This window comes from Streptomyces sp. NPDC038707, assembly GCF_040636485.1.
Lineage (GTDB): Bacteria > Actinomycetota > Actinomycetes > Streptomycetales > Streptomycetaceae > Streptomyces.
In genome coordinates, this window is the sequence record NZ_JBEZUP010000053.1 from 22,029 (window position 1) to 33,632 (window position 11,604).

9 protein-coding genes and 1 pseudogene are annotated in these 11,604 nt (G+C 70.5%); 5 read left to right on the forward strand and 5 right to left on the reverse strand.

Translation table 11 applies throughout. The features are described from left to right. Positions 1–24 precede the first annotated feature (24 nt). From AB0E62_RS37840 to AB0E62_RS37850, 3 genes are all read right to left on the reverse strand, one after another. Entirely contained in the window at positions 25–627 is a 603-nt protein-coding gene (locus AB0E62_RS37840) for a DNA-binding protein (RefSeq protein ID WP_362204943.1), read from the reverse strand. Between the two features lie 105 nt (positions 628–732). Further along, on the reverse strand, positions 733–1,686 hold the full coding sequence (locus AB0E62_RS37845) for a hypothetical protein (protein WP_362204946.1): 954 nt from the start codon (positions 1,684–1,686) through the stop codon (positions 733–735). Between the two features lie 15 nt (positions 1,687–1,701). Continuing rightward, positions 1,702–2,271, reverse strand: a complete 570-nt coding sequence (locus AB0E62_RS37850) for a hypothetical protein (RefSeq protein WP_362204949.1) — start codon at positions 2,269–2,271, stop codon at positions 1,702–1,704. 100 nt (positions 2,272–2,371) lie between these two features. On the opposite strand from AB0E62_RS37850, the gene AB0E62_RS37855 reads away from it, so the two are divergent. Continuing rightward, positions 2,372–3,427, forward strand: a complete 1,056-nt coding sequence (locus tag AB0E62_RS37855) for a TniQ family protein (protein ID WP_362204952.1) — start codon at positions 2,372–2,374, stop codon at positions 3,425–3,427. 47 nt (positions 3,428–3,474) lie between these two features. Here the strand turns inward: AB0E62_RS37855 and AB0E62_RS37860 are convergent, their stop codons facing one another. After that, positions 3,475–5,082, reverse strand: coding sequence for a hypothetical protein (locus tag AB0E62_RS37860; protein WP_362204973.1), 1,608 nt, complete (start codon positions 5,080–5,082; stop codon positions 3,475–3,477). A gap of 357 nt (positions 5,083–5,439) precedes the next feature. After that, positions 5,440–6,015, reverse strand: a pseudogene (locus tag AB0E62_RS37865) (helix-turn-helix transcriptional regulator); the annotation flags it as partial. On the opposite strand from AB0E62_RS37865, the gene AB0E62_RS37870 reads away from it, so the two are divergent. The 4 genes from AB0E62_RS37870 to AB0E62_RS37885 all read left to right on the forward strand — a co-directional run bounded on the left by AB0E62_RS37870 (position 5,944) and on the right by AB0E62_RS37885 (position 11,140). After that, the gene (locus AB0E62_RS37870; protein WP_362204955.1) at positions 5,944–6,777 is read left to right on the forward strand and encodes a TnsA-like heteromeric transposase endonuclease subunit; all 834 of its coding nucleotides are present in this window, start codon (positions 5,944–5,946) and stop codon (positions 6,775–6,777) included. The pseudogene AB0E62_RS37865 and the gene AB0E62_RS37870 overlap by 72 nt on opposite strands. Further along, positions 6,777–9,020, forward strand: coding sequence for a Mu transposase C-terminal domain-containing protein (locus tag AB0E62_RS37875; protein WP_362204958.1), 2,244 nt, complete (start codon positions 6,777–6,779; stop codon positions 9,018–9,020). Before AB0E62_RS37870 ends, AB0E62_RS37875 begins: the two co-directional genes overlap by 1 nt. A 79-nt stretch (positions 9,021–9,099) precedes the next feature. Beyond that, positions 9,100–10,128 (forward strand): ATP/GTP-binding protein, encoded by a 1,029-nt coding sequence (locus tag AB0E62_RS37880; protein ID WP_362204961.1) that lies wholly within the window; start codon positions 9,100–9,102, stop codon positions 10,126–10,128. A 145-nt stretch (positions 10,129–10,273) separates the two neighbouring features. Further along, entirely contained in the window at positions 10,274–11,140 is an 867-nt protein-coding gene (locus tag AB0E62_RS37885; RefSeq protein ID WP_362204964.1) for a hypothetical protein, read from the forward strand. Positions 11,141–11,604 lie beyond the last annotated feature (464 nt).

Sequence of the window (11,604 nt, forward strand, 5' to 3'; positions counted from 1 at the left end):
TGCTTCCTTGTCCGGGCCGGCAGTTCAGCCGGTGCTGGTCGTGGGGACGTAGGCGATCGCTCCGCCGGAGTGGGAGGCGAGCCGTGTGCCCAGCAGGAGTTCGGCGAGTTCTCGGTCCCTGTGGGTGCGGGCAGTGATCGCGAGCCGGGGGGTGGCCAGGTCGGTGACGTAGCCGGCCAAGCGGGCGTCGGGGAAGGCGTAGCGGCCCTCAGCGTTCCTCTCCCACCGCTCCAGACCCGTCAACACGGCCACGACATAGCCGGACAGGGTCACCGGCAGCACTCCCCCGGCCGCGACGCTGACGGGATCGCATCGCCACCAGCCACGCAGGCTTTTGAGCAGGTGAACAGCGCCGAGATGGGGGGCATAGCCGATCCATGTGCGGTCGCTTTCAACGACGGGGCGTGCCGCGTCGACGCGTAGGACGGCGATCTCCCGGGTGTCGAGGCGGTGCAGCGGGGCGTGCGGGCGCTGATGGAGCGCCTGGACGACGTCGATGGGAATCATGACGCGGACTCCGCGGCGGGAGAGGCCGGGCAGGACGTCGGCGCGAATGAGGCGGCGCAGGGTGGTGATGGCGCAGTCCAGTTCAGTGGCGGCCTGCCCCGTAGTCAGCAGCACGTCCACGTCCGTCTCCCTGGTTCGCGTGATGTCGCAACAGGACGCTAGCGGCACGCTCCCCCTCATTGCAAGCCCGATCAGATATCTGATTGGGCTTGCAATGAGGTGATGTCACAGGGCGTTGAGGCGGGCCTGGTCGGCGGCGGGGCCGACTGCTGCGATCTTCAATAGCCGGGACTCGATGGCCAGTTCGGTGCGGCCGAACTCGTTGCTGAGTTCGGGGGTCAGGACTCCGTCGGCGCAGCGCTGCGCCAGCCGCCGTTCTTCTTCGTCGCTCCAGCGCGTGTGGGTGTTGCGGTGAATCTGGCGGCGTTGCTGCATGGCTTCGGAGAGGGGCCGGCTGGCGGGGGTGGTGCGGCCTGATCCGGGAGACCGGATCAGGCCCTGGCGCGTGAGCTCTTCGTAGATGGCGCCGCGAGAACAGCCGAACTCCGCAGCGAGGATGGTGAAGTCGGGTTCCTGACGGAACCGGGCAGAGAGCCGGGCGCTGACCGCGGGCGCCCATCCGCCGCCTTGACGGGGCGGGGGAACGGCCGCGGGGTGGGTGCGGGAGGCTGCGTCCAGGAGACGGGCCAGGGGCGCGAGGTCGTCCGCAGTGACGGCGCCGCGAAGTTCTCCTTGAAGGTCTCCCCGCTCGCTGGTGACGGTGAGTTTCACAATGAGTTGTCCGTTGTCGCAGCGGGTGCCGGTCAGGACGAAGCGGCGGCCCGCTTCGGTGAAGGCGGACTCCAGGCAGGGCGGCGTCGGCGCAGGGTCGCGTGGCGTGTCGGACGGTACGGGGGCGGTGCCCATCGGGGACGCGAGGAGGGTGTGGATATGCCATGTGGCCAGGAAGCGGCCGCCGGTGTCGAGTTGGTAGGTGACGGGGCCGGCCTCCAGGTCGGTGATGCCGTACAGGACGGTGAGCCGCTGTCCGACGAAGGGGCTGGCCGCTTCGGGGGTTCCGGGAACGGGCTGGTAGGTGAGGGTTCCGCGGCTGGGCTCGTCGGCGGGGTCGAGCAGGGGGGCGTCGGGGTCGCCGTGCCAGTGTCCGTTGCTGTCTTGGAAGGCGTAGATGACGGTCATGGTCGGGCTCTTAACTCAGTAGTGGAACTGGATGAGATGCAGGTCGCTGATGGTTACGGCGGCCTGCTGCTGGTCGGCGGGCAGGGCGCGGAAGAAGTAGGCCTCGCCGATGCCGTCGGCGAGGATGCGGCGCAGTTCGTCTTCGTCGGCGTCGTGGTGGCGGGCGTCGAAGAGCTGGCGGGCGTGGAGGGCGGGCAGGTCCTCGGTCAGACGCAGCAAGCGGGGGTCGTGGAATTCGCCGTTGAGAGTGGTGTAGGCGAAGCGGGCGTGGAGCTGGGCGGTGACGCAGCCGCCGCGGTCGAGAATCTGCTGATGGGCACGGCGGCGGACATCCGGCTGCCAGGTGCGGTAGATCTCGCGCTCGATGAGGGTGGCCTGGGCGGACGTGAGGTCGTTGAGGTCGCCCTCGGCCCATCGGGTGAGTGCCTGGGGATAGGCGAACAGGCGCGGTGCGAGGACGCTGGGGCTGTGGTGGTGCAGCAGGTGGCGCAGGCGTGCGATGGGGCGTTTGGGGGGTTGTCGTGTCCAGTGCCGCGCGTCGGCGAGGTCGAGCGCGTGGGTGACGGAGGTGTTCAGCAGCGGCACGATGGGGGTGGTCTCCTGCCGGGGGTTACCGAGGTCGGGGCTGGTCGTTGTCCGCGGTGAGGGGCGGGAGGGCCCGGTCCGGGGATGGTGGGAGGTGGGCATGGACAGGGAGGCGGCGCCCAAACCAGTGGGGTTGGAGCCGGTGCCGGGTGAGGCGGCGGCATCCTTTGTCCGGCGGCTGGCCCACCTCAATGGGCTGTCCGTGGAGGACGTGCTGCGGGAGGCAGGCGCGCATCGGCCGCCCCGGGAGCTGGACCCGTGGGCGCAGGAGGTGTTCCTTGGTGAACAGGCGGCCGCGCGGCTGGCGGTGATGGCCTGGCGCACGCCGCAGGAGCTGCGCCGCGCACTGCCCACGCTGGCCGCCGGGACGACGGGGCGCATCCGTCGGCAGTCGGTGCGGGTGGAGCCCTGGCCCGTGCAGTGGACTCCGCTTGCGCCGTGTGCGGGGTGCTTGGCCCGGCACGATGATCTCGTGACGCCGGTGGTGCTGGCCGGTGGGGAGCCGTGGCAGGTGTGCATGCGGCACGGCCGGTGGCTGCGCAGCGCCGACGGCGGCGGCCCTGTCCAGGTGGCTCTGGCCGGGCTGGAGGAGGTGGTGCGGGCGCATCGGCGGCGCCTTCGGCTGCAGCAGCGGGTGGGGCCGTACGCGCGGGCGCTCCTGGCCGATGCGCTGCAGGTGGCCGCAGCTTGGTGGCAGGGTCGCCAAATGGGCTCGGAGACGCTCTGGGCCGGCCGGGAGGCGGTGCTGGGCTCGGGGCGGCAGCGGTGGGCGGTGCCGCTGGTCGTCTACCCGGAGGCCGTCGTCGTCGCCGAGGCGATGGCCGTGTACGAGCGGCAGCGCCGCTGGGGCCGGGAGTTCGACAATGGTGCACCGGGCTGGGTCTCTCGGCGCTGGATCGCCTTCGTGGGTGAGCGGCTGGGCATGCCCGGCCCGATGGAGCACGGCGGTTACCGGATGCTGCGCCAGTGGACGTTGCAGCACCGCATCACCGCACCGGTGGTGGACCGGCTGGCCCAGCCGACGCCGCCGCCCGGTTACCGGGCCGGGCACCTGCCGGTGATGGACCCCCATCACGGCCTGCCAGAACAAGGGGCGTGGGAGGACGCCTCGTGTCTTGACTGGCGGCTGGGCCGGCCCGTGACCGCCCTGGAGTGAGGAGGAGACGGGCCGCGGCGGGCAAGGAATGCCGCGGGCGGGGGCGGTCACCATGACGGGCAGGTGTCCTTCAGTAGTTGTGCGGGGTTTGTTCCCTCGGCGCAGCGAGCCGTGTACCAGTGCAGGGGGCGCACCGCGATGGGACGGACGTGGCCGGGTGAGATGCCGATGCGGAAGTCGCTGCAGGGGGTGTCGGTGATCTCGGTCAGGTGCGGGGTGCGGGTGGCGTACACGATGTGGTCGCCGGCGACCGCGAGGGGGAAGTAGCCGCTGCGGGAGGTGCGGGCGAGCTTGCGGTGGAGGTTGGCGCGGGCGTTGGCGATGACCGCGGCGCGCAGGTCGGGACGCCAGGTGGGCTCTTTCGGGGTGGGCCAGGTGGTCAGCGCGGCTTGGTCGGGCTGGGTGGGCGGCTGGGCCAGGGCCGTGAAGGCGTCTTGGGCGGTGGCGTGCAGGGCGTGCAGCAGGGCCCGCTGCAGGGAGTCGGCCTCGGGCAGGTCGGCCAGGGCGGCCAGCAGGTCGGGGGGCTCCATGGTGGCGTTGATGCCGAGGCGTTCCAGGACGGCCAGGCGGGCCAGGCGCAGGTGGTCGTACCACGGGGCCAGGTAGGGGCCGGTCGGGCCGGAGCGCAGCCAGCCTTGGACGGGTTTTAGCTGGGCTGCGCCCACGCGCAGCGCGGCGTAGGCGACGGCGGGTGTGGTGTGCCAGGCCAGACCCGTACCGGCGAAGGCTGGGGGCAGCATCGGGTGCGAGGGGACAGCTGAGAGGTCGATGAGCCAGCTGCCGGGCCGCTTGGGGTCGAAGGGCGGGTGGTGGACGTGGTGGGCCGGTCCGTCGGTGACTCGGATCTCATTGCTGCCGGCGAGGTGGAGCAGGTTCACCGCCAGGCACACCACGTATGCGCGGTCGGCTTCGTCGGGTGCGGGATGACGCCACCAGTCGATGTCGGTGTCGGCGAGGGCGTCCCTCTCTGAGCGGTGGCTGGCCAGTTGGTGGCCTGGCGGAGCCTCGCAGGGGGCCGGGTCAACGGGCATCGTCAGGGCTCCCCGCACCCCCACGCTGAGCAAGGCGCCGGTGACGGCGTGGCGGTGTGCGGGCGGGCGCAGGTCGCGCATGAGCTGGTGGCCGCAGGCTCCCGGGGGACCCAACGGGGTGCGCACGAGCGCGGTGTACTGGCCCAGAGTGGCGGCGAGTTCGCCAGGGGTGAGTTGTTCGGGCAGGTTCCAGGCGTCGTGGTGCAGGGCGCCCCAGTCGGTGGCGGCGAGGCGGATGCTGTCGCAGGCGGGATCGCCGGTGCTGGGGTGCAGGCGCGTCCAGGGGCCTAGGCCGTCGGCGTCGGTCTGCCAGCCGATCGCGCGGACCTGCTGCAGCAGCGGGTGGTTGCTGCGCGGGTGCCGTGCGGGCGTGTCGGGCAGGTCGGCGGGCAGCGCCAGGCGGGCTCGGGCGGTGGACGTGAGCACCAGCAGGGGGGCGGGCGGCAGGGCTTCGCGGCGGACGGGGGCCGCGCCGAGCGGGGTGTTCACGGCCCAGGCCAGCAGCCCGTGCAGGTCGTCGGCGGGGCAGGCCCGGGGGCGGCCGTCGGCAAGGTAGGCGATCAGCCCTGACGGGCCAGCGTCGAGGACGGCCAGGGGGCCGTCGGAGATGCCCCTGGCCTTCATCGGTGGATAGGCCAGGCGCACCGGAGGGCTGGGTGGAGGCTGCGCTGGCAGTGCGGGGGCCGCAGCGGTGGGCCAAGCCGGGGTCGGTTGCGGTGGCGCGGTGGGGTGGGCTCGCCCGGCGTCAGGCGCGGGGCAGCGGGTGCCCAGGTGCTGGGGGTGGCCGCCGACGCGGTGGTGCGTGAGCTGCTGGCAGCGGCGGCACGGTGCGTGGGCCGCTGCCCGGGTAGGGATCTCGTGCCGAAGGGCGCCCAGGGCTGCCCAGTCCGGCGTCTGGGCAGGCGGGGGCTGTGGCGCGGCGGTGCCGCCCTGCAGCCGGGAGTCCAGAGCGGTCAGCAGGTGGCTGTAAACGGCTGCGTTGTCGCCGCGCGGGGTGGTACTGCCCTGTTCCCAGGCACGGACGGTGTCCTCGCTCACGCCGCAGGCGCCGGCGATCTGGTGCAGGGAGAGGCCGGATTCGCGGCGCAGTCTGCGCCGTTGTGCCGGCTCGGGCAGGCCGCCGGACGTCGGTCCGGGCTCTGGGATGGCGTCGAAGTCGAATAGTCCGTCCACGGTTGGGTCGGCTCCCCCACTGGTGCTTGATCTCGGATGCGGCGCTGCTGGTCGGCGAATGCGCTTGGCAGCGCAGCATGCAGGAAACCGCAAAGGACCCGCGTTACACGCAAGAACGTTTCGCTGGCTGTCGGCCTGCGAAGACAGTGCGGGTGCGGGCCGAAAATCTGCCCATTCGAGCGAGGCGCGCGGCGAGCATTGTCTTGCGCCCCCTTCCCTGCCTTCGAGACGTGGTCTCACCTGGCACAACGGAATGTTCGACCGTGTGATCGACCGGCGCACAGGAGGCGGCGCGCGCTCACTCGTTCGAGGGTGTTCGACCTGGACCGCTTTCCCCACGCGCGCCGAGCGGCCACGGTGATCGGCATCGCCCGGATCGATCACACGGGCGATATCCGTGCTTTCGCCGTCAGGGAAGGTCTTGCCGTGGCTGAGGTGGTGTGTGCGCAGTTCCTGTCCCCCGCCGGGCGGCTGCTGGAGAAACCCGTGAGCCAGGTCCGTCAGGAGCGGCTGGAAGAGCGGGGCGAAGTGTGGAGACCGAACCGGTACCGGGGCCGACAAGCGATCGCCACGTGGTGGCGGCCGGCCGGACAGGCCCGGCACGCGGGCTGCGCCAGCCTCGGCGCCCTGGAAGCAGCGCTGTCCTTGGAGTTCGAGCCACAAGTGGTGTCGTTCGCGGGCTGGCCGGTGCGGCTGGCCTGGGCGGGCAGCACGGAGGGATACGTGCCGGATTTCTTCGCCCGGCTCGCCGACGGGCGGGCGAGGCTGCTGGTGTGCCGGCCGGCGCAGCGGGCCGCGGGCGGGTGGGAGGAGACCTCGAGGCTCCTGAAGGCGGCCAGCGAGCAGGCCGACTGGGAGGTGCGAGTGCATCCGGGCGCGGATGACGCGGCCACGGTCACGAATCGGCGGCGTCTGGCCCGCTACCGGCATGCACGGCTGGCGGATGTGGACACCGCACGCGCACTGCACCAGGTGTTCGCCCAGCCTCGCCCGTTCGCCGACGGCATCAGGGCCAGCGACCTACCCGAACTGGTAACAGTCGCCCGTGCGCTGCATCTGGTCTGGACGCGCGAGCTGCTCATCGACTGGAGCGCCCCGTTCGTGCCCGCCCGCTCCCTGGTGTGGTCGCCGCAGGGGGAGCACTGATGGCGGTGCACGCGTCGGCCCGGCCGCAGGTCGTGGCGGTAGGCAGCGCTGTTCACTGGCGCGGCGGAACGTATCTGGTGGCGGCGCTGCAGGGCACCAGTGTGCACCTGTTCAGCCGGCATGCCGACGGCGAGGACGCCGTCGTGCTGCTGGACGCGCTGCACCGCTCCCCCGGCTTCCGCGTGCTGGACGGACCGGACGCGCCGACGCACGACGAGGTCCCCGCCCCGCCGTCGGCACCCGCGCGCCGGCCTCTGGGCGGCGCGGACCTGCTCGACGGGCTGCCGGACCAGGCCCGCCAGGAGGCCGACTTCTGGCTCGACCATGTGCTGGAAGTGCACACCGGACTGCCCGGATTCGCCGCCCCGGGCAGTGCTCCGCGTCCCTGCTACGACCCCGAGCGCACCACTCTGCGCGACCGGTATGCGGCCAAGGCCGCCGAACTGTGCGCGGCGCATCACCAGGTGTCGGCGGCCACGGTGGAACGCAAGCGCCTGGCCTGGCTGGAGCAGGGCGTGTGGGGGCTGGTCGACAAACGGCGGGTGCGCGGTAGGAGCCGGCAGGGCCGCGTCGACGAACAGGTCGTCACGCTGCTGCGGAAGGTGCACAAGCGGCAGGAGAAGAAGTCCATCGGGACCAGGTCACGGCTGTTTGAGCTGCTCAGGAGGGCGTGCGTGCGGAAGTTCAAAAAGAAGCGGGCGGAACAACTGATGCCGTCCCGGGCAACGTTCTACCGGCTGCTGGACCGGCTCGGGATCCTCTGCGGAAAGCAGGCCGCCGCCCGGCGCGGCGACGGCAGCCACCGCCCGGATCCGCCGTTCACGCTGGCTATGGCCACGGCTCCGGGCGAGCAGGTTCAGATCGACACTACCTCGTTGGACGTGCTCGCGCTGGCTGAGACCGGACGCGCCGTCTCGGTGGAGCTGACCGCAGCCATCGACGTGGTCAGCCGGACGATCCTGGCCGCAGTCATCCGGCCCAAATCCAGCGGCACCAAGACCGGTCCCCACTCCCGCCGCCACGGCGGGCGGGCCACCAAGGCCGTGGACGCCCTGTTGCTGCTGGCCGAGATGTGCACCCCGCAGCCGATGCGCCCGCACTGGTCGCTCAAGGCGGCCGCGAAGGGGTCCGATCTGCCCTACGCACAGCTGGTCGAGGCCGACGAGCGGATGGAAGGCGCGGCCGCCCGGCCAGTGATCATCCCGGAAATGATCATCATGGACAACGGCAAGGTGTTCGCCGGGCGGGCCTTCATGAACGCCTGCGCCCAGCTCGGCATCTCCGTACGTCCCGCCTGCGCCAACTCCCCCACCCACAAAGCGATCATCGAGCGGACCTTCGGCTCGATCAAAAGCCTCTTCAGCCAGTTCCTGCCCGGCTACACCGGCAAGGACCTCACCCACCGCGGCAAGCACGTCGCTGGTGAGCGGCTGTGGCGCATCGACCAGCTCAACGACTTCCTGCAGCAGTGGATCGCCCTGGGCTGGCAGCAGCGCCCGCATGAGGAACTGCGCAACCCGTTCCTGCCCTCGATGCCGCCGCGCACCCCCAACCAAGTGTTCGCCGCCCACGTCGCCAGCAGCGGCTACGTTCCCCTGCGGCTGAGCGCCGAGGACCGGCTGCGGCTGCTGCCCACCGCCTGGGTGAAGGTCACCGACAAGGGCATCCGTCTGAACAACCGCACCTACGACAGCCGCGCCCTCAACGGCTACCGCAACACGCTCTCCGGTCTGCCGGGCAAGGGCCAGCGGTGGCCGGTGCGGTACCACCCCCACCAGCCGGAGAAGGTCTGGCTCGAGGACTACCGCGACAACACCTGGGCGCAGGCCGACTTCGTCTACCAGCGGCTGATCGGCGACGCCTGGAGCGAAGACGTCTGGGACCAGGCAACCGCCGCCCACCTCGACAAGGGCGGCCACAGCCGCGACGAGACGGCCATCGCCCGGCTGGTGCGCTCCCTGCTGGAGCGCGCCGGCCGCGGCCCCTCCCGCACCGCCACGCCGCAGCCGGCCCCCGTCGAGCGCGGCATGCACGTCGGACCGACGCCGGTCCAGGACCCCTACCGCGGCATCCCCGCCCCCGCCTACCACAGCGTCGCCAGCCTGCCCGTCATGGACATCAACCCGCGCGAGCTGTGCGCGCCGGCGGTGCGCCTCGCGCTGCCCGGCAGCCCGCCGGACACGCCCCAGGCAGGCGATGGCTGCGGCAACGGTTCTGGCCCCGCATCCACCGAACAGTCCTAACTCTCCTTCCCGTCTGTGAGCGGTGCCGGCGCAGATGCCCCGCACCGATCACCGTCGGCTGCCCCCGAGGACGCTTGCCGTGCCTTTCCCCGAAACCCCTGACGTCGCCGGGCGGTTCCTGCCGCCCACCACCCGGCTGGGCTGGCAGGCCCAGCTCGACCGCGTCATCGATCCGCCCGACCTGGCGGCCTGCCCGCAACCAGAGCCCACTGTCGGGCCCGACGACCGGCGCCTTGGCTACCACGCCACGATGCGCACCGTGCAGACTCCGGCACTGAAGAAAGCGGTCGCCGTCGCACGGCGGCTGTGGCTGGTGGGCGGGCCCCGCAGCGAGGGCCCGCTGCACCTGGCCGTCGACGGGCCGGGCGAGACCGGGATGACCACCGTGCTGCGGCAGATCGGCCGGGCCTACGAGGGAATCATCCGTGACCGGCTGCCTGCCGACCCCAAACGGATCCCGGTCATCCACATCAACACCCCGCTGGCTCCAGGTAGCAAACTGGACATGTCGATCCCGTTCGCCGAGTTTCTGGGCCACAAGCACACCAAAGACCCCGAGAGCGGCCAGCGCAGCACCGACATGACCGGCCCCGTCTGCCACGTCATGAAGACCCGCGGCACCCGTCTGGTCCTCGTCGACGGCATCGACCGGCTGGACAACTCCGAATTGAAAACAGCCTTCGACTACTTCGGCTACCTCGCCGACGAATGCAACGTCTCCTTCGTCTACTGCGGTCCCGGCTCCCGCGAAGTCGTCAACGATGTCCGCCGAGGCAGGCGTCCCAGCCCTACCGACGGCGGATCCGGCGGCATCCCCACCCTGGCCGTGCTGCCCATTCCCTACAGCACCGACGACCACACGACCTTCCACGAGATCGTCAAAGCCTTCGACCAGAACCTACGCCTGCACCAGCACACACCCGGCGACCTGCTCAACCTGGCCACACACCTGCACCGCCGCACCGGCGGCTACATGAAACCCCTGTCGCTCCTCATCTGCATGGCCGCGCAGGAAGCCATCGAGACCGGCGCTGAAGCCATCACCGAAGAGCTCCTCGACGACCAACTGGTAGGGCGTTTCTGTGACGATCCGATTCTGCAGATCTGACGCGCATCCCCTCGGATCACGCGCTCGTTGCAGGAACCGGATCCACCCGTGCACGAACCCCGGCTCCGACCGTTTCGCTCCAACACGCTCCACCCGCCGGATCCGACGCGACCAACCGCAGCAGCCGCAGGAGAGGATGAAGCACATGGACGAGTACCAGACCGTCCTGGAGGTGCGTTTCCCTGAACCACACCGTGAGGAGGGCACCTGGTACCGCTACGACGAGGCCCTCGCCCCCTACGGTTCCGACGTCCGTTGCATCCAAGAATGGGACGAAGACAGCATGTGTCCGCGCACTCCTGACGAGTGCGCCGAACTCGATCTCGAGGACGCGCTGGACTCCGTCATCGACGAGCAGTACCTAGCTCGCGTCGTACGTGAGGGCACGATGGACGTCAGGGTCAGGCTGCTCGAACGCAGCACAGATCCGGACCTGTGGTGCCACCTCAGTACGCACTCCCCCGATCCGTCCACAGTTGCGCGCGCCTACCTCCGTGCCGCGGTCCGCGGATTCGACGACGTCCGCCGAGACCTGAGGTACCGGATCCGTGCCGCCTACCACGCAGGAGATGCAGCGGACAGCCTCGTCAGGGCAGTGGCTGGACTGATTCCAGAGGACGAGGTGCTTGGGCTTCTCAGGGCTCACGACGAGGCTGAGAAGGCGACCGAGCTGATTGCCCAGCTCTTCCACGACCCAGCCCACGAGACGGCCGTCGTGATCTCTGACCACAATGAGCTGGAACTATATCTGTACCCGTCATTCAGCCAGGAAATCAACTTTGAGGAATGGACGCTCCACGGGGACGAAGGGGACTGGGGCCCGGACCCATGGGGCCATCACGAGGGTGTGGATGTGGCAGAGCGACTTCTGACAGCCCTGGCACCCCATTACGCCGCTTTCCGGGATGGCGGGAAGGCCACGGCGGTTCACCTGGCCCCACCCGAGCCGCCGTTCCCAGGAATGGTGCGCATCAGGCCCCTGACGGCCCAGCCGCCGCCTGCGGCAGCGTGAACACATCCACTCGGCCTCGCCTTACGCCGCACCCGCGCAGAGCGGCAGAGGCAACCTCGAAGTGAGGCGCCGTCGCGTCGACGACGATGAACGCTCCTGTTCGGGGCACATGAGTCGACTGGCTGGGCCATCAGGCAGCCACCCGAATAGACATCGACCACCACGCAGCTCGTCAGCCTGTCCGCTGGCGCGCTGCTTGGTTCCGTAACGCCGGCTTCCGCCGACCCCCGGGAAACCGTCGAACCGTATCCCCCTATCGGGCGGGCGGCGATTGTCGGTCCGTCGTCTTAGGGCGCTCGCCCGCAGTCTGCATTCGAACCTGAAACAAGGGAAGTCCACTGTGAGCAGGAAAAGAAAGCCCGGACGGCAGTTGTCGCTGCTTCGTGAAAACTGACCCCCTGGCAGTCTCCGAATCTTGACCCCTCCGGACTCTTGGAGGGTGCTGAACGTGGAGGACTGGGCAG

Bases quoted from the DNA above. Each gene is read 5' to 3' on its own strand.
- AB0E62_RS37855 (WP_362204952.1), top strand. From the start codon at position 2,372: ATGGACAGGGAGGCGGCGCCCAAACCAGTGGGGTTGGAGCCGGTGCCG.
- AB0E62_RS37860 (WP_362204973.1), bottom strand. From the start codon at position 5,082: ATGAAGGCCAGGGGCATCTCCGACGGCCCCCTGGCCGTCCTCGACGCT.
- AB0E62_RS37845 (WP_362204946.1), bottom strand. From the start codon at position 1,686: ATGACCGTCATCTACGCCTTCCAAGACAGCAACGGACACTGGCACGGC.
- AB0E62_RS37885 (WP_362204964.1), top strand. From the start codon at position 10,274: ATGGACGAGTACCAGACCGTCCTGGAGGTGCGTTTCCCTGAACCACAC.
- AB0E62_RS37875 (WP_362204958.1), top strand. From the start codon at position 6,777: ATGGCGGTGCACGCGTCGGCCCGGCCGCAGGTCGTGGCGGTAGGCAGC.